Source organism: Priestia sp. YIM B13552 (genome assembly GCF_042787775.1).
In the GTDB taxonomy this organism is placed as follows: Bacteria; Bacillota; Bacilli; order Bacillales; family Bacillaceae_H; genus Priestia; species Priestia megaterium_E.
The window spans coordinates 37,608-62,205 of the sequence record NZ_JBHZOU010000002.1; the positions used below are offsets into that span (position 1 = coordinate 37,608).

Annotated in this window: 21 protein-coding genes and 2 pseudogenes; 4 read left to right on the forward strand and 19 right to left on the reverse strand. The window is 35.0% G+C overall.

Annotated elements, in window-relative coordinates:
- Positions 1-58: 58 nt before the first annotated feature.
- Together ACFX40_RS06165 and ACFX40_RS06170 are read right to left on the reverse strand one after the other, a co-directional pair.
- Positions 59-526, reverse strand: a complete 468-nt coding sequence (locus tag ACFX40_RS06165) for a hypothetical protein (RefSeq protein ID WP_377254508.1) — start codon at positions 524-526, stop codon at positions 59-61.
- 252 nt (positions 527-778) lie between these two features.
- Positions 779-2,224, reverse strand: coding sequence for a DHA2 family efflux MFS transporter permease subunit (locus tag ACFX40_RS06170; RefSeq protein WP_095378516.1), 1,446 nt, complete (start codon positions 2,222-2,224; stop codon positions 779-781).
- Between the two features lie 564 nt (positions 2,225-2,788).
- Between ACFX40_RS06170 and ACFX40_RS06175 the strand changes: the two genes are divergently transcribed.
- A complete protein-coding gene (locus tag ACFX40_RS06175; protein WP_043978207.1) occupies positions 2,789-2,983 on the forward strand; it encodes a hypothetical protein in 195 nt (64 codons plus the stop codon).
- Between the two features lie 399 nt (positions 2,984-3,382).
- On the opposite strand, the pseudogene ACFX40_RS27600 reads toward ACFX40_RS06175, so the two are convergent.
- From ACFX40_RS27600 to ACFX40_RS06210, 8 genes and pseudogenes are all read right to left on the reverse strand, one after another.
- A pseudogene (locus ACFX40_RS27600) lies at positions 3,383-3,529 on the reverse strand (SF0329 family protein); the annotation flags it as partial.
- A 72-nt stretch (positions 3,530-3,601) separates the two neighbouring features.
- Positions 3,602-4,108, reverse strand: a complete 507-nt coding sequence (locus tag ACFX40_RS06180; protein ID WP_098966733.1) for a DinB family protein — start codon at positions 4,106-4,108, stop codon at positions 3,602-3,604.
- Positions 4,109-4,308: 200 nt separating this feature from the next.
- Complete coding sequence (locus ACFX40_RS06185) at positions 4,309-6,006, reverse strand: MFS transporter (RefSeq protein WP_272801180.1); 1,698 nt, start codon at positions 6,004-6,006, stop codon at positions 4,309-4,311.
- A gap of 136 nt (positions 6,007-6,142) precedes the next feature.
- The gene (locus ACFX40_RS06190) at positions 6,143-6,775 is read right to left on the reverse strand and encodes a TetR/AcrR family transcriptional regulator (protein ID WP_098966727.1); all 633 of its coding nucleotides are present in this window, start codon (positions 6,773-6,775) and stop codon (positions 6,143-6,145) included.
- A gap of 438 nt (positions 6,776-7,213) precedes the next feature.
- Positions 7,214-7,411 (reverse strand): ChaB family protein, encoded by a 198-nt coding sequence (locus ACFX40_RS06195; protein ID WP_028409873.1) that lies wholly within the window; start codon positions 7,409-7,411, stop codon positions 7,214-7,216.
- A 160-nt stretch (positions 7,412-7,571) separates the two neighbouring features.
- Positions 7,572-9,086 carry a glycoside hydrolase family 32 protein gene (locus ACFX40_RS06200; RefSeq protein WP_377238998.1) on the reverse strand — a complete coding sequence of 505 codons (1,515 nt, stop codon included), beginning with the start codon at positions 9,084-9,086 and terminating at the stop codon, positions 7,572-7,574.
- A 54-nt stretch (positions 9,087-9,140) separates the two neighbouring features.
- Positions 9,141-10,850, reverse strand: a complete 1,710-nt coding sequence (locus ACFX40_RS06205; RefSeq protein WP_377238999.1) for an alpha-glucosidase — start codon at positions 10,848-10,850, stop codon at positions 9,141-9,143.
- A 239-nt stretch (positions 10,851-11,089) separates the two neighbouring features.
- On the reverse strand, positions 11,090-12,082 hold the full coding sequence (locus ACFX40_RS06210; RefSeq protein WP_098334131.1) for a LacI family DNA-binding transcriptional regulator: 993 nt from the start codon (positions 12,080-12,082) through the stop codon (positions 11,090-11,092).
- A 395-nt stretch (positions 12,083-12,477) separates the two neighbouring features.
- On the opposite strand from ACFX40_RS06210, the pseudogene ACFX40_RS06215 reads away from it, so the two are divergent.
- Positions 12,478-13,706, forward strand: a pseudogene (locus tag ACFX40_RS06215) (oligosaccharide MFS transporter).
- Between the two features lie 109 nt (positions 13,707-13,815).
- Here ACFX40_RS06215 and ACFX40_RS06220 read toward each other — a convergent pair.
- Both ACFX40_RS06220 and ACFX40_RS06225 read right to left on the reverse strand, forming a co-directional pair.
- Positions 13,816-15,018, reverse strand: a complete 1,203-nt coding sequence (locus ACFX40_RS06220) for an iron-containing alcohol dehydrogenase (protein WP_377239000.1) — start codon at positions 15,016-15,018, stop codon at positions 13,816-13,818.
- A 344-nt stretch (positions 15,019-15,362) separates the two neighbouring features.
- Positions 15,363-16,253, reverse strand: coding sequence for a LysR family transcriptional regulator (locus tag ACFX40_RS06225; RefSeq protein WP_028409867.1), 891 nt, complete (start codon positions 16,251-16,253; stop codon positions 15,363-15,365).
- Positions 16,254-16,932: 679 nt separating this feature from the next.
- Between ACFX40_RS06225 and ACFX40_RS06230 the strand changes: the two genes are divergently transcribed.
- The gene (locus ACFX40_RS06230; RefSeq protein ID WP_195696209.1) at positions 16,933-17,124 is read left to right on the forward strand and encodes a hypothetical protein; all 192 of its coding nucleotides are present in this window, start codon (positions 16,933-16,935) and stop codon (positions 17,122-17,124) included.
- Positions 17,125-17,522: 398 nt separating this feature from the next.
- Here ACFX40_RS06230 and ACFX40_RS06235 read toward each other — a convergent pair whose 3' ends face one another.
- The 5 genes from ACFX40_RS06235 to ACFX40_RS06255 all read right to left on the reverse strand — a co-directional run bounded on the left by ACFX40_RS06235 (position 17,523) and on the right by ACFX40_RS06255 (position 21,712).
- Complete coding sequence (locus ACFX40_RS06235; RefSeq protein ID WP_176524059.1) at positions 17,523-17,690, reverse strand: hypothetical protein; 168 nt, start codon at positions 17,688-17,690, stop codon at positions 17,523-17,525.
- Between the two features lie 417 nt (positions 17,691-18,107).
- Positions 18,108-18,617 (reverse strand): GNAT family N-acetyltransferase, encoded by a 510-nt coding sequence (locus tag ACFX40_RS06240; protein ID WP_098579953.1) that lies wholly within the window; start codon positions 18,615-18,617, stop codon positions 18,108-18,110.
- 411 nt (positions 18,618-19,028) lie between these two features.
- The gene (locus ACFX40_RS06245; protein WP_377254511.1) at positions 19,029-19,715 is read right to left on the reverse strand and encodes an ABC transporter ATP-binding protein; all 687 of its coding nucleotides are present in this window, start codon (positions 19,713-19,715) and stop codon (positions 19,029-19,031) included.
- The gene (locus ACFX40_RS06250; protein ID WP_377254514.1) at positions 19,716-20,837 is read right to left on the reverse strand and encodes an ABC transporter permease; all 1,122 of its coding nucleotides are present in this window, start codon (positions 20,835-20,837) and stop codon (positions 19,716-19,718) included.
- Positions 20,838-21,142: 305 nt separating this feature from the next.
- Complete coding sequence (locus ACFX40_RS06255) at positions 21,143-21,712, reverse strand: TetR/AcrR family transcriptional regulator (protein ID WP_098249003.1); 570 nt, start codon at positions 21,710-21,712, stop codon at positions 21,143-21,145.
- A gap of 652 nt (positions 21,713-22,364) precedes the next feature.
- Between ACFX40_RS06255 and ACFX40_RS06260 the strand changes: the two genes are divergently transcribed.
- Positions 22,365-23,078 carry a hypothetical protein gene (locus ACFX40_RS06260; protein WP_025749947.1) on the forward strand — a complete coding sequence of 238 codons (714 nt, stop codon included), beginning with the start codon at positions 22,365-22,367 and terminating at the stop codon, positions 23,076-23,078.
- Positions 23,079-23,131: 53 nt separating this feature from the next.
- Here ACFX40_RS06260 and ACFX40_RS06265 read toward each other — a convergent pair whose 3' ends face one another.
- Together ACFX40_RS06265 and ACFX40_RS06270 are read right to left on the reverse strand one after the other, a co-directional pair.
- Positions 23,132-23,278 (reverse strand): hypothetical protein, encoded by a 147-nt coding sequence (locus ACFX40_RS06265; protein WP_169305188.1) that lies wholly within the window; start codon positions 23,276-23,278, stop codon positions 23,132-23,134.
- Between the two features lie 43 nt (positions 23,279-23,321).
- Positions 23,322-24,242, reverse strand: coding sequence for a CPBP family intramembrane glutamic endopeptidase (locus tag ACFX40_RS06270; RefSeq protein WP_377254517.1), 921 nt, complete (start codon positions 24,240-24,242; stop codon positions 23,322-23,324).
- Between the last annotated feature and the right edge of the window lie 356 nt (positions 24,243-24,598).

The following is a 24,598-nucleotide window of genomic DNA, read 5'->3' on the forward strand; positions in this document are numbered from 1 at the left end:
TGTCTATATCCGCCAAATTAAAAAATGATGCCTACGTAATCCCACTTAGGGTTTTAAATTAACTCCATTTTTTCACCTTTTCAAATAAATACTGCACTCCATATAACAAATATGCTTTGTAATGAAGGTAGATAAAAAATTGAAAATGACTGAATCGGTTTAGACTTACAATTTTCAACCTTTTAAGAACATCAATAAAGTAAAAAGCAAAGATTCCATCAACTATAATATTCAATAATATAAACTTCTTAAAGTTGCCATACGAAGATTTAAGCAGCCACATTGAAAGTGGCATATAAGGCCCAATGCTAAAAGGAAGTTCATCTTTTATAAACGAATCTTTTTTGTCGTAGAACCTCCACCACTTCCTCTGATGCCCATACAAATGATTAATAATTTCTAAGATAATAATAAAAACCCCTGCTAACGAATAACGTCTTATGCTGCGTTTCCCTATAAATAACAACGACAACCATGGAATCGCTATTATAGATAGATTAAATCCTAAGTGTTTTCTTGATATCATAAGCGAACTCACCTCAACGTACTTTATCTAGTTCTTCTTATAGTGTCCACTTATTACAAAAAAAACCTTCTTTTAAGCAATGAATTTCTATTTAATGGCCTTCACTTTTTGTTTAAAATGTGCTTGGAGGTGAGTCGCAGCAGGATAAATCAAATGCCTCAGATTTTCAAAAATTAATACGGCTGATACAGAACCTTAAAATTTTCTCGTAAATCTAAAAAACACAGACCATTGGATGGTCTGTGTTTTTTATTAATGTGCTTTTTGTTCAACATTGACTCTCTTGATAAAGAACGAGATAACCAATCCAACAATTGAAACAATAATCGCAAAGATGAACGCATGTTGAACACCGTTGGTAAAGGCAAGAACTTGGTTTAATGGATCCATTTTATCTGATACCGTCTCAAGGAAGCTTCTTGAACCTGATGAAAGAATGGAAATTCCAACAGCTGTTCCAATTGCGCCAGAAACCTGCTGCAAAGTGTTCATAATTGCTGTTCCGTGCGGGTACAGCTCAGGTGGAAGCTGGTTTAATCCGTTTGTTTGAGCCGGCATCATAATCATCGAAATGGCTATCATAAGCGCAATGTGCAGAGCAACGATAAACCCTGTTGACGTTTCTAGCGTTACGGTTGAAAAACCATACATGGTGCCGGCTACAATCACAAGTCCAGGGATAACTAACCATTTGGGACCAAAGCGGTCAAATAATCCCCCCATAACCGGTGAAAGAATTCCGTTAATCACTCCTCCAGGAAGAAGCATTAGGCCAGCGGCAAAGGTTGATAAAGCTAATGATGTTTGTAAGTACAAAGGTAAAATCATCATCGCAGACAGCAGTACCATCATGCAGACTAGAATTAATAAAAGACCAATTGTAAACATCGGATACTTAAAGGCTTTAAGGTCTAACATTGGCTCTTTCATCTTCGTTTGACGAATAGAGAATGCAACTAATGCAATAGCTCCAATCACAAGAGTTAGAATAACCTGTAGACTTCCCCAGCCTCCGCCTTCTCCGGCGCTGCTAAATCCAAATACGATTCCGCCAAAACCTATTGTTGAAAGAACAACAGAAATCATATCGATTTTTGGCTTCGTTGGTGTGGTAACGTTCTGCATAAAGAAAGCTCCAAACACTAAGGCAACAAATAACAGTGGAAGTGAAATCCAGAAAATCCAGTGCCACGTTAATGTTTTTAAGATTAAGCCTGATACAGTTGGTCCAACAGCTGGCGCAAACATAATAACAAGGCCGATGATCCCCATTGACTTTCCACGTTTATGCGGCGGGATAATAACAAGAATCGTGTTAAACATAAGCGGTAAAAGTAAAGCAGTTCCAACGGCTTGCACGACACGGGCAATCATGAGTACCCCGAACGTTGGTGCAATAGCGGCAATAAATGTTCCAATAATGGAGCAAATTAGAGATGCTATAAAAAGCTGTCTGGTTGTAAAGCGCTGAAGAATAAAACCCGAAATAGGTACCAAAATTCCTAACGTTAACAGATACCCTGTTGTCAGCCACTGTGCGGTTGTTTCGTGAATGCCAAAGCCAGAAATTAGCTCCTTTAACGCCATATTCAGAGCTGTTTCACTAAATAAACCGATAAATCCAGCAATAAGAAACGACGTAATAATCGGCAGCACTTTGATGTTAGAGCTTTCGGCTGCTGTTTGTTGATTACTCATATTAAATTGTCTTCCTCTCTTTTACGTACTCTTTTTGGTGAACGTTTTTTCTATCTCAATGATAAGTTGATTAGCAGACAAACAATGCATATTGATATAAAGATTAAAGATAGATTTAAGGCATTATGTTGACTAAGCTTTTTCTTTCTCTTCTCTTTTGACCGAAGTGCTTTTTGTCTTCTAAATTCGTTTCTTTCCACAGATCCCTCTCCATTTCATTTCTAAATCAGCTTTAGAAACCTTCCTATGTAAACTAATTTCTATTCCTAATATGAAATTTTTAATAAGCAAGTTAAAACGAAATAGAACTATAAAATGAATTTCACTCTACATAACAGGAATATTGTAACACAGCTATAAGTACTGTTTCTATCTAAAATATACTAAATAACAACAGCTATATACCTAACTTAGTGCTCTGTGACAATTAAAATTTGGTTCTGTTATATGCTTTTTGTTCCGTTTGCCCTAACAGAATACAACTAACTTTTTAATCATCATCCAAAAGAAATAGTATCAGAAATGAAGTAATAGTAAAAATTGATACTATGGAGGTGTTTTCTTATGAAAAAGTATGAAGTAACGTTTCATCTAATTAACGGTGAAATAAGTCATTTAGTTGAAGCTAAATCACTTATTCGTGCAAAGAACTACATACAGTATAGGTTTGAAGACAAAAGTAAAATATTGGATTTATCAAATGAGTTGGTCATTGTTAAAAGAAACGTCCAATACTTTACAGTAGTTGAAAAAGAATAATTAGCTATGTAAAAGGACGTTATCTACAAAAGTAATGTCCTTTTCTATCCATACACTATCTTATAGGGTAGTCTCTTTTTTCCTATTCTAGTCACTAAAATTTTTCTCCGACTTGAAGCCAAAATAGATTTTGCGCCCTCTAAGCGTACCTTTAATTTAGTCTACTAATTTTTCTTTTTTGGATAAAATTCATTATTTCATACTTTTTAGATAAAGTAAGAAACAAGCTAAATACATGCATTTAATGTGCAGACAAACGCTCTCTGAGGAAATTGTTTTTTGAGACAAATAACTCGAATTCACATACTAAATTCATCTAAACAAAAGGCTCCATCAAATTTTAATATTGATATTAAGCGTAAAAACAGAACTCCCTATTTTATGAAAGCTCTGTTTTGTTTATTCACTATTATGTATATTTTCCGCGTCAAAACGTAATTTATAAAAATCCTGAACTAATGTATTTTCTTCTAAAATGAATTCTTTCATTTTACGTAAAATTCTTTTCCCTACACGGCGGTCCAACACACACAATATTTTTATTACATTAAAAATTAACCTGCAGCATTAGTTGAATTTTATATGGATAATTAGTATTTCTGAACAGGATTATTAAATTCAATGTCTCCATTTTAAGATATGTTCATTTTCCATTTGAAGCAGCTTTGTCATATAAACGATTTGTCCCGTATGATAAGCATAATGTTCAACGGCATATAAGATAACACTTAAACAGGACTGTATTTTGCCTGGTTCTGGAATTAATGTACTTGTTGTAGAAGGCATTTGTATGGATTTTTCTAAATCGTTAAAATCAAAATTTGCGATAACTTCTTTACTTTGTTGTCGTGTAAAGATTAAATTTTCTATTAGCTGCTCGGAATCCATTACTCTGTTATCAGTAAATTCTTTGGATCTCTGTCTAATAAAAGGCTTACCACCAATTATGCTGACGATAAATGCATATTCGCTGCCAGCAAGATGTAAACATAAGTTTCCAATACTATTCGTTTCTTGGCGGAACTTTTTCCAAATATCATCATCTGCTAATCTACTAATACAGGTTTGGATTATATCTAATTGTGTATCAAGGGATTCAATGCTTTCTTTTATGAAGGGATTCATCTAGTTTCTCCTTTTGGATTTTTATTCTATATTATAAATAATTATACATAATTCAACACATATTTGCACTGTATTTTTGTATTAGTTATTAATTTATTAACAACATATCTGCAAAGCGCACGTGTAGAAATGAAAAGAGCAAACTCCCTGACACGTGAGTTTGCTCTTTCTGTTCTTTATTCAAATTTCTTCAGTTTAACTTATTGTCCTATATCCTTCATTCTCTTAAGAGCTTTTCTATATTCTTGATCTCTCATATACAGCATTTTATCAGCAGAAGGTTTAGATTGACCAAACTTTTTCAAAGCTGCTCTATACTCGCTGTCACCAATGACTCGATTCGAAATAACCTCTTTAGATGAACGTTCAACAACGGGAGTAGCTTTTTTATTGGGAAGCTCTTCCGTACTCTGCTTTTCTTTATGTGTTTCTTTGTCATGCGGCTTGTGAGCCAGCTTATGTCCTTTACCTGTTAGGAACATCAAAAACGAAAGAATTAATACCACCATGCTCAATACACAGGAAAACGTAGAAAATGTATGATACGTAATGATTTCAGATTTTACATGTAGAGATTGCGTGAAATTTTCTTTACTAGCCACCTGGCTCTCTGCGCTTACTGTTGCAAGGTGATCTTTATACACCTTTGCAAAGACGATACTGCTGATTACAGGGATGACCGCAGATACTGTAACTCTTATAAATTGAACGGTGACCATCCGAGGGACTAAACTTGGTAGCGGTCCGCCTAAAGCTGCACCCATAAGACCTGCAGCAACTGTGAACCCTACTCCTGCGATTAAAGCGGCAAAGCTGCTAACAAAGAGAAAAACTGAAGCATGACCGTCTACATACATCCACTGTATGTTCACTCCCGTAATAATAACCGCTCCTATAATACCTAATACGCCCGGTCCAACTTTATCATATAATACGGCACTTAATATGGCGGCAATTACTATTCCAGCAAAAAGCCCGATATAGATCAGTGAAGTGTCTCCTTTATCAAAACTAGATCCGTTTTTAAGCAATCCTTGTAGAGATAAAAGAGTTAAACTCATACTAATATTGCCTATAACAGCGATCAGGATAGCAAGAGCTGGTTTTCGAGAAGCCACTAATCTAAAGGGAATTAACGGATTTTTAATATGCCATTCTGCTGCGAATAAAAAGCATAGAAAGATGATGCTTCCCACTATGCCTATCCATACATAAGTAGATGCCCATCCTGATTTTTGGAGATTAAGTAATGTAAAGGTAATAAATGCAGTAACCATAAACATTAACGCTACACCGATGATGTCAAACGGTTCATGATGCTTGTGCTGTTGCTTGGCGTGATCATTTGTTAAAAATTTGTAGCTGAAGCATATTCCCAGTAAGGAAAGTACGGCCGCTATATAGAATAACCCTCTCCAGTGTCCGTAGCTGTTCACTAACATTCCGAGAAAAATGCCCACAACGCTAGATCCATAAAATCCGCCAATAAGAATCAATAATGCCAAGTTCCTTTTCTGAATCGGAAAAGAAAGAACCAGCATTGGAATCATCATCATAAGTGCTAAACCCGTTCCTGTTCCTTGTAAAAAACGACCAATGCCCATTCCTAAGAAGCTGTTAGACGCAATACTTACGATAGCTCCTATAAGAAATAAACACATCGAAAGAACATACGTCCTTCTCTCCCCTATTCTGTGTCGAAGGATAGGTCCAAATGGAATACAAAATGCAAAGCTTATAACCCCTATTAAAACCGGTGTTATCGAAATATAAGATTCATCGTTAAACGTTTGTTGGAGAATTTCACGTATAGAATTTAATGACGTGTTTAACATTAAACCAGGACCAATAGCTAAAACTGCCAGTAAGGAAATCCCCCAGTGTTTTTCTATTTTCATACTACAATTCCTTTCTGCCTTTCATGATTGTAAAAAAACTAAAAATGCGGCGTTCATGTTTCTTCCAACCATCACAGTAGCTAGGGTAAAGAAGAAAGATGTTTATCCGCATTTGAACAAACTAAAAAATAAAGCTTCAGTAAGGAAGCTTTATTTTATTTTCTAAGCCTGCTACTCGAATTGGTCCTAAAAGCGTTAGGCGAGTTAATTTTTCAGCCATAAATGCAGGGCTGAATTTCATATCACTTTCTAGCCAAGAACAAATGACACCTATATGAGCTGATGTGATATAGCTAATCAGAATATCTTCAGGGATATCAAGTCCATCCTCTGCTTCTCCAATCGAAGAGATTAACTCTCCATACACTCTTTTCTTTACAATTTCCGTCATATGACTTCTAAATTGAGGTAATCCTCGATCGCTTAGCATAACTTTAAAATAATCGGAATGGTCATAGATGAATTCAAAAAGCTTTAAGAAAGAAACGGATTCATCATTTTCTTCTACTGCTGCGAAATCCTCATTATTTTGTTTAGGCTTTACTTTCTCTATTAGCTCTTCTAGAACTTCATTCATACTCTGCATGAGAAAGTCTTGCTTATCTTGGTAATGCAAATAAAATGTTCCTCGCGTTAATTCCGCTTTTTCCGTAATTTCTTGAATCGTAATAGATGTAACGTCTTTCTCTTTAAGAAGTTCGACTAAAGCGTCTCTTAAGTATTTATTTGTTCTTTTTATCCTAGGATCTACTTTTGTTTTTTTAGACATCGTTCGTCTCCTTGTATAACTTTTATTGAGTCTCAGGCATATGATTATGACTTGTATAGGTGCAGCCATTTAGACCTTTTCTGGTGATTAACTATTTAAACTGCCCTGTATCATCAACATACATTCTGCACACGATGTAAACTAATGAACATTATGTATATTAAGTCTCACAAAATATAACCAATCTGTCAATATCAAAAACTGATTAAGAACGAATCATTTGGTTGTTAGGTATGGATGGCGTGAACGCAAGAACAAAATCTTTTGTAGAAACGTTCAAAAGAAACGGTAATGGTGAAATCAATCACTTAGTTGAGTATGCACCAGCTAGAAGCACCTGCATACAGGAAACCTGCGTTCAAAATCACAATAAAAAGATCCGAACATTTTATCGTTCGGATCTCCATTCCACTAAACTACTCTTAAGCTCTTTTCTCGCTACTTTTTCACCCAGTTGTCATCATCATCTTTTTTGTACTTTGTTTTCACTGCATTCCAAGCGACTTTATGAGCCGTAGCTTCTTCTTTGTATTCGTCACTAGCTGAATTAAATGCTTCTTTATAAATTTCCTGAGCATGATGAGGAAGGTTATCTTTTACTCCATCAGGCAATTCTTTTAACGAATTGTAGGGCATAATCGTGTTCCTCCTTGAAAACATCGTTTACTACTGATTTACCTGTTCTTAATGAGTATAAACATTTAATAAATAATAAAGCTTGAAAACGAATTGGAGTTTTGACTCCATAAAAAAGAACAGCTCCTCTCTAGGAAGTCTGTTCTTCAAGTAAATCTAATTACCCTTTAAAAACCAATGGGGAAACGCCCTTGCTTAGGTTCCATTTATTTAAGGTAACCAATTCAATTTCTTGATCTGCAAAGAAACAAATACCTTTCGCGTTGTCTCCAGGATAGATTCTGCTCGTCATCACTTTCTCGCCTTCATTAATAAAAACTTCAATGGACGATTTATCGACAAACAGATGAAGATGTAAGTGATTATCATTTAATCCAACAGGTGCTTTTCTTACTCCTCCGTCGCCTTTGCCTGAGTTATCACGATTAAAGATAAACAAACTTTCTAATTTATCGTAGGTTAAAAGCGTTTCTTGATGAGTTCCGTTATGTGTTCTCACTTTTATGCCAAATTTTGAAGAAGCTTTTGCGTTAATTTTCACTTCAAGTTCGTAACAATCACCTGAAATACCTGCAAGTTCCTGTTCTCCATTAACGATAATATTTTCATATTGCACCTGATTTTGACGAAGCTGCTTAAGCTCTGGAATTGGTTTACTAATTATATTCCCTTGTTTAATAGAAAGCTCACGCGGAATAGTCATTGCGCCTGCCCAATTGTGTTTTTGTTCGGGCATGCTGCTTTCCCACATATCCATCCACGCTATCATAATACGTCTGCCGTGTTCATCTTCTGTCGTTTGAGGAGCATAAAAATCAAACCCATAGTCCAAAAGCTGAAAGTCTTCATGTTGAAGCAGCCCTGTTTGATAGTCTAATTTCCCTTTTACGTATCCAGCTTGATGTAAGTTATGATAAAGATCTCCTTCTGGTTTTACTCCTTGAGGCGATATAACAAGCACGTCTTGTCCTTCGAGACTAAAAAGATCCGGGCACTCCCACATAAAACCAAGATCCCCTTGACTTTTGGCCATTACATTTATAAACTCCCATTTCAACAGATCTCTTGAACGATACAAAAGAACTTGGCCTTCATGATCTTTTGTGCGTGATCCAAGAACACAATAATAATAGTCGTCTTTCTTCCATACTTTTGGATCTCTAAAATGATGAGGATGAATATCCCCTTCAGGCACTGAACCAATAACTGGATTTTGAGGCACTTTATTAAAATGAACGCCGTCTTCGCTTACAGCAAGACACTGAACCTGTCTTAAGTCCGTATCATAGTTATCCCCTGTCCACACATTCCCTGTATACATTGCATAAAGTTTTCCGTCTTTTTCAATTGCACTTCCTGAAAAACATCCGTCTTGATCGTATTCTTCACTCGGAGCAAGAGCGATCGGAAGGTGTTCCCAATGAGTAAGATTCTTACTTTTTATATGCCCCCAATACATTGGCCCCCACTCGGGAGAGTAAGGATGATGTTGATAAAACAAATGATACTCACCTTTATAAAAGCTGAATCCGTTTGGGTCATTCATCCAGAATGCTGGTGTAGACACATGGTATTGTAGTCGCCAATGATTCTGATCAACAGACTCCTGCTCGTTTAACACAGATTCCATTGCCTTTGAGATTTTTTCTTGATGTTGATTTCTTAATGTTTTCAAAAGATTTCACCCTGCCTTTCTATACGTGAATGAGTCAATTATGATAAAAAGAGATTAAAATGATGAATCGATTTCACAAACAATGGACTCGTAAGGTCGCAATTTTATTTGATTTAGGTGTAACTCTAAATGATCATAGTTCGATAAAATAACATTTTTTATATTACAATCTAAGTTTAGAGTTAACTCTTTATTATCAAAGTTAGCAATCACCGCTATTTTTTTATCGTTCAACTCTCTCGTGTAGGCCATAATTTGTAGGCTGTCTTTAAACATGTCTTCATATTTACCAAAAGCAATAACATCTGAATATGGACTGCTTTTTCTTAAACTAATTAACTTTTTATAGAAATAAAATAAAGAATTACGATCTTTTAAAGCATTCTCGACGTTAATAGAAGAGTAATTAGAATTTATCTCTAGCCACGGTGTACCTTGGCTAAACCCTGCATGTTCAGAATGATTCCACTGCATAGGTGTTCGAGAATTATCACGACTGCGTCTCCAAATCGCTGCTAATGCTTCCTCTTTTGAGAATCCTTCTTTCAGCGCAGAGTAATATTGATCGATTGAAGCCAAGTCATTGTAATGCTCAATTGATGGATACTCTACATTTGTCATTCCAATTTCTTGCCCTTGATAGATAAATGGCGTTCCTTTTAAGAAGAAATAGACGGTAGCTAACATTTTAGCTGGAATAGGTCCTATATCTTCTGGTTTAATAAATTTGTTTAAAGAACGAGGCTGGTCATGGTTTTCTAAATAAAGCGCTCCCCACCCTGTGTTGTTATAGAACGTTTGACTGTCAGAAATGGCTTTTTTGAAATCAAGTAGATTCCAATTATACGGTTCATACCATTTTCCTTCTTTTCCTACATCTAGATCGACATGATCGAACTCAAAAAGCATACTAAAGTGCCCGTCTTCTCCGGCATAAATAGGTAGTTCTTTGTGTGATACCCCAGGTGCTTCTGCCACGGTTAAAATATCATGTGAAGTAAAAGCTTCTTTACTTAATTCACTTAAAAATTCATGAATGCCTTGTTGATTGGTTTCAATTACATTCATTCCATCCTGCGAATCAGCAAAGTCCTGTCGTTTTTTTATAAATGTAATGGCATCTACTCTAAAGCCGCTAATTCCTTTATCTAACCACCATGTGACCATTTTATAAACGGCATTTCGAAGATCAGGATTTTCCCAGTTAAGATCAGGCTGTTTTTTAGAAAATGCATGAAGATAATACTGTCCGGTTTTCTCATCATACTCCCAGCACGAACCGCCAAAAATAGATTTCCAATTGTTAGGCGGAGTCCCGTCTTCTCTTCCGTTTCTCCAAATATACCAATCTCTTTTAGGATGATTTACATCACTTTTTGATTCTATGAACCATTCATGCTCATCCGAAGTATGGTTAACAACTAAGTCCATAATAATCTTTATATCTCTTTTTTTAGCTTCACGGATTAATAGATCCATATCTTCCATAGAGCCAAATTCCTCTGCAATTGCTTGATAATCAGAGATGTCATATCCGTTATCGTCCATTGGTGATTGATAAACTGGGCTTAACCAAATAACGTCGATACCTAACTCTTTTAAGTAATCTAATTTTTGAATAACTCCTTTTAAGTCACCAATTCCGTCACCATTAGAATCATAAAAACTTTTCGGATAAATTTGATATACAACAGCTTCCTTCCACCATTGTCTATTCTTTATTGTAGCGCTCTCTTCATTCTTTCTTTCACTTAGTTGAACCATTTCTTATCAGCTCCCATATTTTTGTATTAAGATTATGTACTTATCCTTCGTTTATATGGTATCGATACCATATATGATTAAAAAAATTTATGCTACTAAAAAGTCTGATATGACCCTTCTTCTTTAAGATAAATTTATTGTATTACATCATGGGAACGGTTTCAATGATTTTTCTGAAAATTTTTCAAAAAAGGTGAGAACGAATAAGTTCAGTCCTCACCTTCATATGTGACCTCCTATTACGTTGAACTTCGGATAACCAGCTCGATTGGAAGTTCAAAAGTTTCCACTTTTACTTCCGAATCATTCAACATATCAATAAGGGTTTCCATTGCTTTAATCCCCATCTGATCAATAGGTTGTCGTATAGTCGTTAGCTTTGGATCTAACATTTGTGCAAGAGGTTGATCATCAAAGCCAATAATCGCCAAATCATTAGGTATTTTTAGACCACACTCTTTGGCTTCAATCATCATTCCCCCGGCAATTTCATCACTTCCTGTAAATATAGCTGTTGGACGATCCTCCATTGACAGGATTTTTTTAACTACTTGTTTTCCATCTTCAATACTGTGTTGATTAACAAAGATCCATTTTGGATCTGGCTCGATCCCTGCCTCTTGAAGTGCTTTTTGGTAACCTTGATTACGGTCCTTGTCCTTACCTTCCTCAGCAAACAATCCACCTGTACAGTACCCAATTTTCCGGTGGCCTTTTTCAAGTAAATGCTTTACGCCTATATACGCACCCTTGTATTGATCTAATCGAACGATTGGAACACTTGCGTTGTTTACATATTCATTGCATAACAAAATAGGACCAGATTCAGTAAACGGTTCTATGATACTCCAGTCATTCTCAATAGAGGTCATAATAATTCCGTCAACTTGCTTTGTTTTTAGTAAATTTAAAAAGGCCAATTCTTTCTCTTTGTCTTCATTACTTTGAAAAATTAATACATGATAACCGTTTTTATAAGCAATTTGTTCAATTGAATCGACTAAATAAGAGAAAAAAGGATTTACGATTCTTGGTACAATGACACCAATTGTAGTCGTTACCTGTCCCCTTAACTTTCTTGCTGAAGGGTTCGGGGTATAGTTAAGCTCTTTCATTGCTTTTAGCACCAGATTTTTTTTCTCCTCTGAAACATACGAATGATTGTTTATAACACGGGAAACGGTTGTTTTTGATAACCCCGATAATTTTGCTACGTCATATATGGTAGGCATTTATTTATCACTCCATCACTAACTGAAATCAGTTTCATACTTATTTTACGTTAAGAAAGAGCCACAATGCAATGAATGAATTCGTTTGCATCTCTATATCATGCGTTCAATAAGATTACCAGTAAAATCACTGTGACTATTCAAAACAGAACCTTTTTATATAAAATGTTTCATGCTTAATAAATCAGCGTACTTAAAAGTGTTTGTTTCACAAGTAAGAAATCAGTACCATACTCAAAAAAAACACATTATACTTAAATAAACCTTTTTTAAAAGGTGTTTTTGTTAATTAATTTCTTATTGACATATGAAATCGGTACCATATATAATACAATCAAATCGAAAACGCTTTCTAAATAAAATTTAGATACATAAACAGCAAAGGGGATTTAAATATGCAAAACAATAAACTTTACTGGAAGCTAAGCAGTTTCTTTTTCTTGTTCTTCTTATCTATTGCCTCTATTTTCACTTTTTTTGCTATCTGGTTGGGACAAAGCCTTAACCTTTCCGGAGCACAAACAGGTATTGTTTTTTCTGTAAACGCTGTCTTTACTATGCTTTTCCAACCGCTTTATGGATATATCTCTGACAAATTGGGCTTACGAAAGAATTTATTATACTTCATTTCAATTTTAGTTATTTTATCTGGACCATTTCTCATTTTTATCTATCAACCACTTTTAAACTGGAATTTTTGGTTAGGAGCTCTGACAGGTGGGTCTTATCTTGCCATCACTTTTTTAGCTGGTATCTCAGCTATCGAGTCATATATTGAAAAAGTTGGAAGAAAGTACGAGTTTGAATTCGGTCGTGCAAGACTTTGGGGATCAATAGGAGCTGCCGTTGCAGCTGCCATCGGGGGACGAATGCTTAATATTAACCCTGATATCAACTTTTGGATTGCATCGGGTCAGGCATTCTCTTATTACTTGTTATTTTTCTTACAAAAGTAGAAGTATCCACTATCGAAGAAAAAAAGGCAAAGTCCCTTTCTATTCAAGATTTGGGCAGTTTATTTAAACGAAAAGATTTCTGGGTTTTTATGATTTTCATGCTCGGGACGGGCTGTATTTATAATGTGTTTGATCAGCAATTCCCTGTATATTATGCCTCTTTGTTCCCAACCGAACAATTAGGTAACCAAATATTCGGTTACTTGAACGCAGGTCAGGTCTTTTTGGAATCAGGTATGCTGTTAGTTGCTCCATTCATTGTCCGTAAAGTCGGTCCTAAAGGAGGTTTAATTTTAGCGGGAATCATTATGATTTTGCGCGTGATAGGTTCAGGGTTAGTATCAGATCCATACAGCATTTCATTTATTAAGCTTCTTAACGCACCAGAGTTTGCCATTATCATCGTTTCTGTGTTTAAATATCTTGCTACACATTTTGATACAAAATTCTCTTCAATTTTATATTTGGTTGGATACCAGTTCGCAATGCAGCTAGGGGCTGTTATACTCTCTCCTATCGTAGGAAATCTATACGATTCCATTGGCTTTCGTCAAACATACTTAATCATGGGGGTTATTGTTACTATCTTTACTCTATTTGGTGCATTTCTTTTAAGAAACAAGAATCAAGCATCTAAAGATAATAATGATTCAAAGCTTACTGCTTAGAACCAGGAAAAATATGTATTAACTGTGATTCTCATATTTTTGAAAGCCCTTGCTAATTGTATCAAGGGCTTCTTTTTGATGAGTGTCTTCTATATTTACTCTTTATCTTTTAATTCAAGCTCTCTACTCCAGAATTCCAATTTCGATCTACAGAGTTAAAGTAAGCATGTTCAAGAATTTGCATATAATCAGTCTCCGTAATTAAACGGACGTTACTTGATGTTGAGTTGTTTTGCATGGCCAACCTTACAATGCTCGGAAAGTCTTCTTTCTTTACACCCTCTAAATCTTTTAATTTAGGAATATTTAATGATTCGGTTAACTCTATAATCCCTTGAATTAATTTTTCAACAGCTATTTCATCTGAATCTGAATCCTTGGCAAAGTTCATATACCGTGCTAATGTCGCATGCAATTGCTTATTCTCCATAGAATTGAATCTTAATACATATGGCAAAAATACAGCATTAGCAACTCCATGCGGGGTATCATAAAGTCCTCCAAGCGCTTCTGCTAAGCAGTGTACTGAAGCAACATCTGCAGATCCAAAACAAAGGCCTGCTAAGAGACTTCCTTCCAGCATATCTTGACGAGCCGCTTCATTTTTGCCATCGCGGAAAACGATAGGCAATGCCGAAACAATGGTTCTCATTGCTTGAGCTCCGAGCGCTTGTGAAATAGGATTTGTTACTTTACACGTATAACCTTCAATCGCATGAACGAGTGCATCAATGCCAGTAGCAGCAGTAACAGAAGGCGGAAGACTTAATGTTAGTTCAGGATCAAGAATCGCTAAGACGGGTCTTAACAAACTATGTTTGAGTGTCATTTTTCGATGTGTAGATGCTTCCGTAATAACAGCAGAACGAGTAACTTCTGAGCCCGTACCTGAAGTAGTTGGAATACAAATAACTGGTGCAATGTTTGAATACAAAAGTCGGCCGTCTGCATAGTCAGATGGTTCCCCGCCGTTTGGACCGCACAGTGCAATAGCTTTTCCTGTATCCATTGCACTTCCGCCACCAACGGCAACAACTGCATCTGCACCAAATTCACGAAATAATTTAGCACCTTCCAAGCAATTCTTATCTCGAGGATTTTGTTCAATGGAGTCGAATAATAATACGCGATAACCAGAAGCCTCAAGGGCCGTTATAATTGGTGAAACTAGTCCTGTACGGACCACACCTGGATCACTCACAATTAAAATGGATGAACCAATATTTAGAGATTTTAGCATTTCTGGCAATTCTTTAGCTTTTCCCGTCCCTACCTCAATTTGAGTAGAGCAAAAATAGTTATAGGATTTCATTTATACCCCTCCCATTGTCTAAAATCAAATACATACCTTAATTAAATTTTAACCTTCTCTACAATTAGCAGATTCAACTGTTACGCTGCAGGTAACTTATACTTATAGTGGTTTAGGCAATACACATACAGAATAGTAATGTAGTAGAGAACATAAATAAACTATATGTATATCCAACAAACTTCTTATCATATATAATACAAGCCCGGCCCCAATCATTACAGATGAATATTTAGATTGTTACTATCTAAAAAACCGATTAGTAACCTCTATACTATGTAATCAATTTATTTATGCAGCCCAATCTTGTTGTTCAATAAAAATAGATTCAAATACTAATCCCCTTAATGATCCAGTATTACTTCTCTAGTTACATCTAAAAAAGCACTCAAAGCTGGAGACACCCATTTGTCTTTATGCCAGACCAGCTGAGTTACGATTGGAAACTCTGGACCTTTCCATCTTAATACACTCATACTCCCTTCCTCTATTTCCTTCTCCACTGCTAGCTTAGGCAGTGCTGCTATTCCAATTCCAGCTATTACACATTTTTTGATAGCTTCTACATCACCAAGTTCAAGATCACATAACGGTTGAACGGCTGCATCAACAAGTGATGCTTCAAATATATTTCGATAATCGCACTTCTCAGTAAAAAGCAGCGACTGACCGTCTAGGTCCGCAGGCCTTACTTCAGATTTATCGGCTAAAGGATGATTCGGCGGGCTTACTATAACAATAGGTTCCGCGACAAGCTGCTCGGCAATCAGCTTATCCGAGTTAATGCAAGTCATCGATATTAAAACAGCATCTATGAGACCTTGAGCAAGTAAATCCTCAAAATCATTTTCAGAAATTCCAGGTCGGAAAATCAGTTTCACTTTAGGAAAACGAGCTTGAAATAGTTTCAGCAAAGCTGGTAAGCGATAGGTGCATTGGGTTTCTGAAGCACATATTGTTAACGTTCCACTAGGCTCTTCATTCCCACCTACAGTTTCCTTTGCCTCTTCGGTTAAATCAAGCACCTTGTCCGTATATAGCTTAAAGCGCTTTCCAGCGTCAGTTAAGATAACTCGCTTCCCTAACCGATCAAAAAGTTGGACAGCAAGTTCTTCCTCAAGAGATTTAATCTGAGCTGTTACACTTGATTGAGCATAGTGAAGAATTTCAGCTGTTCGAGTAAAGTTTAGTTCTCTGGCAGCAATTTGAAAAATTTTTAACTGTTTGAGTTCCATAGTTTTCTCTCCTAAATCATTTTCACCAATAATAATATTATTCTAAATATATCATTTCACTCGTGCTGCTTGTAAGCATAATGTCTTTCACTGCTCGCTTCTCAGAGGAACGTTTGCATACCAAGAATGTATGATGCAAAGCTGCTTATTTCGGAAAAAGAACCCTGGACAGTGAATAGGACTGATCCAAGGGTTCTTCTACTTGATTGGTTCCTTTAAAAATGATTATAGTAACTAAGATTGAACACGATATACAGAGTGAAAACAGAAAAGACCTACCTCTTTCCAGTCAAAAAAGGTAGGTTTTTCTATTTCACGACTTTATCTCATGATACTTTATGAAAGCTTAAGTAGTTTGTTTAAATTACAAAAACATATCCAATTCTAAAAAGCAAAAAACCACTGGACCTAAACAGTAGTTTTTTGTTTGTTCAAAGCAGAAAATGAACAAAACATATGGCATATACAATGTTTTGTCATTGTCCGGTAGTATACCATGAGAATTAAGTTTTATAAGAGCTGATACATTTATGTATAGAAAATGAAACATCTTGTAGCATTGTTGACACATTGTTTCTCAAAAAACAGGACCATTCCCCCTAATCCGATGTAATAGAAGAAGGATTTTTACTTTTTAAGATAGAATAGTTCTTTAAAGAATCATAAAGGAGTTGATTTCATGTCTAAACAAATAAAAGATAGAAGAGAAATAAAACTTTTGGATTCTCAAATTTATTTATGTGATGAAATTAAAAAGTTGTTGAAGAAAAAAGAAAAAAGAAGTCTAGCCTTTGAACAAGAGTATACAGAACATGATATATTACACATTGCTTTAAACAGATTAATGAGTGAATTAATCTCTAGACATTAAAAATGTCACCTATCATGTTTGATATTATTCGATATAGATAAGTTTCATATAAAAATAGACAGAATATTTCATTAATATCTTTACTTTGTAAACGCTTTCGTTTATACTAAGTATAGGTTGGATGGCATGAGTGGCTGTCATAGTATTTAGCGTAGGCGGGGCTGATACGAGGGAACAGGACATATAAGAAATGTCCTTTTTTGTTTGGGCAACATTTCTTAGAAACTAGTAAATGTTATAAAGTGCTTTCAAACGCTTTTTTTACTTAGTATATTTTATCCAGTCTAGAAATTGAAAAAGACCACCTCTTCCCAGTCAAAAGAGGTAGCTTTTGTTAAATTTGAATTTACACTAGTTGTTAGATAATGCTTTATTACATCTTAAGTAAGTTGCTTAATTTAATAAACTGTATTCGTAGACAACATATTCACCGCTTTTTCTAACAGTAAAATATCTTCTTCAACCATTTTTTTCACATCGTCGAAATCAAGTTGAATATATTCTTCTTTTAAACGTTCTAATTCCCTGACGAACAGGGATCCCGTATAGTACCTATAATTTGTCACTACTATTTATCCCCTTTGTGTGCTCTTAATATATGTGATTCCCTTTTATTTAGATTAACAACCAATAAAAGCAGGATTTATAAAAAAATAATCCTTCCCTCATGCAGGCAAAGGATTTTTAACTTTATTGTAATAGGGAGAATACGTTATTAGTGTGGCCAGATTTGTAGTTTCATATACATACAAAGTTTAAAAATGTTATAATCACTCTAATTTTCTCTTACCTGAGATTCATAGTTTATTTAGTAAATACTAAAGTACTTCGTATATTATTACAGTTTTATCATTTTTATCATTTGCGCTTACGGGCGGCAAATAAATGATATATGAAATCGTGACTTTTGTACAATACAAGCACTAGCTTTTTTACTTTCATGATAGTCTGTAAGCTTAGCTTTTTATGGTGAAGAAGTAAGTTTACTTTTTCCATTCTGATGCCAGTATACCCATAAAGTATGTATCTACGTACTTCCCATCCACATAGGCATGATTTCTTAATTTCCCTTCGGTAACAAAACCGATTTTTTCATACAATGCAATTGCCTGTTCGTTTATTCCTCTTGTAGTTAAATAGATTTTATTTAGACGGAGCTGTTTAAACCCTAGATCAATCATTTGCTCCATGGCCATTTGACCGTATCCTTGCCCTCTAGATTCTGAAGATAAAAGAATTCCTATACTAGCTCTTCCATGTGCGTATTCTATATCTTTTAGAAATACCCATCCAACTAATTCTTTTTCCTCGCTTTCAATTCCTAAAATTAAATCGTTGTTCATTCTTTTCTTTTCTACTTCTTGCACTACCTCTTCATAAGTTAAAGGTGTTCTGCCTACCATTCGTATTGCCCGTTCATCATTTAACCATTTATGTAAGTATTGAATATGAGCTGTTTCAAACGGCGTAAGGTGTATTTTTTTTGTACTCATTTATTTATCTACTCCTTTTTACGTATATTCAATCTTTATCCTTAATTAGAGTTAATTCATTAGTTTGAGATATTAAATCAGTTATCTTATTTCTTTTTATATTGATTATTTTACCATTAATTATAATTAAAGGAATTCTGTTTTCAAGGATTTCGTTTTCTTCCTTAAGAAATAGTTAAATAAAAAACCTTTGCCCTTCTGGGCAAAGGTTTTTTATTTATTAGACACAGAGGGAATATTTTATAAGTCTAGTTAGGTTTGTAGATTCACATACAAATACCAATATTTCTTATTCGCCAACTGTCGCAAAATCACCATGCAAAGCAATTAGTTAGCTACTAGTTTAGTTATTCACCTTATAAAAGAAAGAATAATAAGGTTAGTGACATCAAGCGTCGTTATCTCTATCTCTTAGTTAATAATATTAGTTAATATTAGTTTTCCATCCTCCATATGATATACATGGTCGCAGTAAGCTAACATACGTTCATCGTGCGTGACCATGATTGCTGCTTTTTTTTGTTTTTTCACTTCACCCGCAATTAATTGCACTACTTCATGAGCACGTTCTGAATCTAAGCTTGCTGTTGGCTCATCAGCGAGAATAACGCTTGGCTGGTTAAAAAAGGCCCGGGCAATTGCTACGCGCTGTCGCTCACCGCCAGATAATTCATTAGGCATTTTGTTTATCTTATCTCCTAACCCAAGTTCATTCAGTATTTTTTTGGCAAGCTGACGATCCACATTACTTGCTTTACCAGCCATTACTTTAATTAAAATTAACTGATCCATTACAGATAAGTAAGGAATTAAATTAGATGATTGTAAAATAAAACCTATTTCGTTTAAACGAAATTTGGCTAGCTGCTCCTCATTTAATAGCCCTACATCTTTTCCATTTACAATTACTTTTCCAGATGTTGACTTCATTAATGCACCGATAATAGATAGTAAAGTACTCTTTCCTGAACCAGATGGTCCTACAATCGCTGCCAGCTCTCCAGGATTAACCTTTAAAGAAGCTTCTTTTAAAACTGTTAGAGTAGAAGTTCCCTCCGTATATTGTTTTGTAACTTGGTGCAACTGAATACTGCTCATTTATTCCACCCTCCCTAAAGCTGTTAATGGATCAATTTTTGTAATTTGTCGGACTGAAACAATAGAACTTAATAGACTGATAACTAATAACGTAATTGCATATAAAATCACTAATTTAACATCTAAATCAAAAGGCATATTTTTAGGGAAGAAAAGAGCCGTTACATATGTTATGCCTATCCCTGCCAAAATTCCAAAGAAAGACAGAATAAATACCTGTGCAACAATAGCTTTAGAAATAAATCGATTTGAAGCTCCAATTGCTTTCATTACACCAAATTGAGGAGTTTTTTGAATTGTTATAACATAAAAGAAAACTGAGATGATAAAAGCTGAAATAACAATCAAAAATGAAAGCATCATTAAAATTGTTCCATTTTCCTCTTTATAACCAGGCATTCCTTTTACAGCGGTCGATTTTGTAACAGTTTTAATTCCTTCCACCTGTTTATCCAGCTTAGCTGCATCTAATTGAGGAGCTTTTAAAATAATAGATTGCACTGGATTTTTAATGCCGTTGTCAGCCCCTGGTGCTGCATACTGATACTCTCTCCAAGTGTCCATATTCGTAAATAACGCCGGTAAATGGTTGAATGTTTCATTCTCGACAAAACCAATAATAGTTAATTTCAATTTAGAATTAGAAACAAGAATTTCATCCCCAACTTTATACCCTTCATCTTTCAAATTACTATTGGCTAGAACGCCAAATTTCTTGTTAATTGAAAGTTGCTTCCCTTCTATAACGGTTGGCTCAATGAAGGATCCTGCAGTAATTCCAACTACTGCTACATCTGTTTTCTTGCTGCTATCATCCGTTTTTTCTTTAGAAATTGCTCCCATTGATGATCCGAAAACAGCGGCATCTTTTACATCTGTGTTTTTTCTAATATCGTTAATTAAATTACCAGACATGATAGATTTGCTAAACGTAGTACCAGCACTTTTCTCATAAACTACATAATCTGCATCTAAGTTTTTAATTGTGGCAGCACTTAATGTCGAAAGGCCATTTCCCAGTCCCGATAAAATAAACACTAGCCAAGCAATTAAAACGATGATAATACTCATCATTACATAACGAAATTTAGCATGTTTTAATTCTTTAATTGCTAAAAACAACTTTAACCTCTCCCTTCAAAAATAGTTACACATTTGTCACTTTCAAACAAAAAAATAACTTATATACTTTTAAAAAAATTACTATATATGCAGGTCAGTATGTGTAAGTTAATTACTTAGTTTCTAAAAATAAATTTAAACTCTCCCTTTAAAATTAGTTACACATCTGTTACTTTCAAACAAAAAAATAACAGATGTGATTTTCGCACCACTCACTGCATCTATAAGTTACATATTTGTTACTTTTGAACGAAAATAACCTATGTGTCGTACAAAGGTTATTATATACATAAGTTACACATTTGTCACTTTCTTTTTATAATACCGTCTAAAATTAACTTTTTCGTATAGATGAGTACTTGTTCAGCGTCCATTCCAGAATGGTTAGGAATAGAAATACTTTGAAATATAAACCCTAACAACATTTCATTTGGCATATCCATTTCAATGAAGCCCTCTTCTTTTCCTTGCTGCACTATATGTATAAGAGGCTTGTATAGCTCATGGTGCATATGAGAAAGCTTTTCTTTCTTAGCTTCTAGCAAAGGGATATTTTTTGTAGGTATTCCAATTCCAAGAATTAAATGTAAATCCTTGTACATGAATATTTTTTCCAAGAGTAAGTCTATCTTTTCTAAGAAAGGTAATTCCTTTGGAATAGAGGAAAAGCTTGTTAATGTATTTGTTATTTCATCTAACATAAAGTCTAATAGCAATTCATCTTTATTTTGATAATATTTATAAATTGCTGCTCGTGTAACATTTAATTCTTTCGCTAATTGACCAATTGTAAACCCTTCATATCCAGTTTGGATAATAAGCTTTTTGGTAGAACGGAATAAGTCAATTGTATCAAATTTCCGACCTCTAGCCATGTTATAACCTCTTTTCAATTCATTCCCGCGTGATTTTCACAATCGTTCTTTAATCACTTTTAAACTTTCCTTTTTTTCTGCTTGTTCAGTCCCGTAACGTTAACCCATAAAGTCCCGTATTAACACTATCTATTACTGTACTTCAGAGCTGGCTATATGGATGATCTTCTACTAAATGATGCCAAGAGTAGTCCTTGCTACTTTCGTAAAAAATTGTAATGTTTTGTGTTGATATTTTCACCAATTCTAGACCAGGTCGTTATTTTGTTTCTCCACTCATTTTATCGTAAAAAACTTTTGCACACCCGTGGTTCATTAGTGCTTCTGTTTAAAATTCTAAATTTCTCAATAAAGTTGATACACATTCATATCCGATAAACGGCAGTTATCACTCTTTCTCATTTAGATATCAATTTATTGTAACATAAAGTCAAAACAAACAGGTTATTGAACAGAGTATACCAAACAAGGTTTTCTCATGTTTGTGGTAACCAAAAGCAAATCTTTTTAATAATACGTTTTAAGAAATAATTAAGGTACAATATCCCATTAATGAACGCGCCTCTTTAAGAAGTATCCACTTAAAGTATGGTTTCTCTTCTTCTATTAAAGGGAATTAAACCATAAAAGTGAACCTTAAAAGGAGACCATCATGGTTACAATTGAATCAATCATAATAGGTATTGTTTTTATCCTCATTCAACTATACGCATTAACGATTGTCGAACGTTCTCCAATCGGGGAGCAAAAGCTGCTCTCATTATCAGGCGGTGTAGCTATTGCCTATGTATTTATTTATATCTTACCGACGCTTCACAAGAAACAAGAAGAGTTTGGAGGGTCGCTAGCCCTTGATACTGAACTATATTTTCTTGGTCTTCTCGGCTTACTCGTCTATTTTTCTGTGTATTCATTTGCTCAGACAAAAGCAGCCACACACCTAACGGAACTGACCGTGTACATGGTACAGGCTAGTTTTTTTATGGTTTATTCTTTTATCATTTCTTACGTCGTATTTTCAACCGATGTTAAGCGAGTTGAATCAGTATTCTACGGACTGGCTATCAGCCTTCATTTTATCGGGTGGTCTTACCATCTAGGAAAAAAACATCCGCGCTTACACAAAACTAGAGGTCGCTATATGCTGGCCGGAGCAACTTTTCTTGGGTCCATTCTGGGCGTTTTCGGCCCTTCATCAGGACTGCTCATTGAGTCGATGATTGCTTTTAGTTCAGGTGCAATGTTATTTAACGTGATCAGTAAAGAGCTTCCTTTTGAAAAACATGCGCATTTGCCTACCTTTTTAATCTCATCTCTTATCTACGCGGCTACAATGATTTCGTTAAAAGCTTTTTTCAATTGGTAGTTGCGTGCGCGTGTTTTTACAAAACAAAAAGAGCAGCATTTAATGCTGCTCTTTTAAAGTATGGTTTTTATTGCTAGATACACTGCAGCAATCGATGCAAGAACGATAAGTACATTCAAAATGCGATGTTGAGTAGCTAAGTGGCCCCGCTTCATTTCTGCGCGAGTCAATGGTTTATTTTCATCGTGATTTCCACTCACTCTGTTACATCTCCTATCCTGTTTAGTTATTGGTTCTGCCAATTTAAGCAATAAGCTGATCTTTGTCAGCTGCTTCTTCCTTTTTTATCTTCCCTCTACATAAGATATAGAAAACACTAAACATAACAATCGACCAAATAAGATTAGCTCCTGGCTCAGTGTCAGCTACCTTAAACAAACTCGGTATAGATCCGAAAACAGAATCGTCCGTTGTAAGGAACAGAGCGAGAAACATGTTGTTGGCTGCGTGTGCGCCAATGGTAATTTCTAAGCTTTTTGTTTTAATCGCGATATATGTAAGAGCAAAACCAGCTACAATATAATCTAGTCCCACCAATATAATGGATTTATTCATTTCAGGATTAGCAAAATGACCTATTGAAAACATTAGTCCCACAATAATCGCAAGTAAAATTGGACGCTTCACTTTCTTACTCACCCATTGAAGAAGAAGTCCTCTAAAGAAAAGCTCCTCCGTTGTTGTTTGAATAGGTACTAACAAAAATGTAATAAGTATTAATAGTACATACTCTTTTACACTTACATGGTTCCATGAATAATCCGAATGGTTAAACACAACATCAATTAATTGTGAAATGATTAGTAACAGGCTAAAAGCTCCAAAAGCCCATATTACTTTCTTCCAATTCACACGTTTGTTAGCAGTGATTAATGATTTCATTTTTCGTTTGTGAATAAAACGAATCCCGATCCATAAACCAAAAATCCAGCATATGTACATAATATGAGACAACAGAAAATCAAGATTAGCATTGATTCCCACAGCTACTCCGCTATCAAAATCAACATATGATTTTCCACTTTCATCAGTTGCAACCATTATCATTTCAGCAATAATATAAATAACTGATCCTAACAGCATAAACATAGAAGCAAGGATTGTTGTACTTACATAACGCTTCCAGCTATTTTTTCCTTCTTCCACATTTAAATAGTTTTTCATTTTATTCTTACTCCCTCAGCCTTCTCTTCTCAATTACATCTTTCTTCTCTACTTTGTTATTGTCTAGGCAATGTAAAAATCTATTAGGAACCGAAGTCCTGCAATCATTTTAACTACCGCCTGCTTTTTACCTTTGAAGATAAGGAAAGAGACTGACAATATTCAGAAATTACAACTCTACCCATTACCTCTTTATATAAAATTTAGCGTCTTAAAAGCCGTTAAAAAACAGCTTTTTCTAAAAGAAGACTCGACACCAAGTCATCGTTAATCTTTATATCTTGCTCATACGTGCCCGCATACACATAATTTTGAAGAAAATACTTGCTACTCAAGAATATATATCCTAGAACAAC

Bases quoted from the DNA above. Each gene is read 5' to 3' on its own strand.
- ACFX40_RS06225 (WP_028409867.1), bottom strand. From the start codon at position 16,253: ATGGAACTCAAACAGTTAAAAATTTTTCAAATTGCTGCCAGAGAACTA.
- ACFX40_RS06165 (WP_377254508.1), bottom strand. From the start codon at position 526: ATGATATCAAGAAAACACTTAGGATTTAATCTATCTATAATAGCGATT.
- ACFX40_RS06170 (WP_095378516.1), bottom strand. From the start codon at position 2,224: ATGAGTAATCAACAAACAGCAGCCGAAAGCTCTAACATCAAAGTGCTG.
- ACFX40_RS06190 (WP_098966727.1), bottom strand. From the start codon at position 6,775: ATGTCTAAAAAAACAAAAGTAGATCCTAGGATAAAAAGAACAAATAAA.
- ACFX40_RS06230 (WP_195696209.1), top strand. From the start codon at position 16,933: ATGTCTAAACAAATAAAAGATAGAAGAGAAATAAAACTTTTGGATTCT.
- ACFX40_RS06245 (WP_377254511.1), bottom strand. From the start codon at position 19,715: ATGAGCAGTATTCAGTTGCACCAAGTTACAAAACAATATACGGAGGGA.
- ACFX40_RS06205 (WP_377238999.1), bottom strand. From the start codon at position 10,850: ATGGTTCAACTAAGTGAAAGAAAGAATGAAGAGAGCGCTACAATAAAG.
- ACFX40_RS06185 (WP_272801180.1), bottom strand. From the start codon at position 6,006: ATGAAAATAGAAAAACACTGGGGGATTTCCTTACTGGCAGTTTTAGCT.
- ACFX40_RS06260 (WP_025749947.1), top strand. From the start codon at position 22,365: ATGGTTACAATTGAATCAATCATAATAGGTATTGTTTTTATCCTCATT.
- ACFX40_RS06270 (WP_377254517.1), bottom strand. From the start codon at position 24,242: ATGAAAAACTATTTAAATGTGGAAGAAGGAAAAAATAGCTGGAAGCGT.
- ACFX40_RS06195 (WP_028409873.1), bottom strand. From the start codon at position 7,411: ATGCCCTACAATTCGTTAAAAGAATTGCCTGATGGAGTAAAAGATAAC.
- ACFX40_RS06175 (WP_043978207.1), top strand. From the start codon at position 2,789: ATGAAAAAGTATGAAGTAACGTTTCATCTAATTAACGGTGAAATAAGT.
- ACFX40_RS06220 (WP_377239000.1), bottom strand. From the start codon at position 15,018: ATGAAATCCTATAACTATTTTTGCTCTACTCAAATTGAGGTAGGGACG.
- ACFX40_RS06180 (WP_098966733.1), bottom strand. From the start codon at position 4,108: ATGAATCCCTTCATAAAAGAAAGCATTGAATCCCTTGATACACAATTA.
- ACFX40_RS06255 (WP_098249003.1), bottom strand. From the start codon at position 21,712: ATGGCTAGAGGTCGGAAATTTGATACAATTGACTTATTCCGTTCTACC.
- ACFX40_RS06240 (WP_098579953.1), bottom strand. From the start codon at position 18,617: ATGAGTACAAAAAAAATACACCTTACGCCGTTTGAAACAGCTCATATT.
- ACFX40_RS06210 (WP_098334131.1), bottom strand. From the start codon at position 12,082: ATGCCTACCATATATGACGTAGCAAAATTATCGGGGTTATCAAAAACA.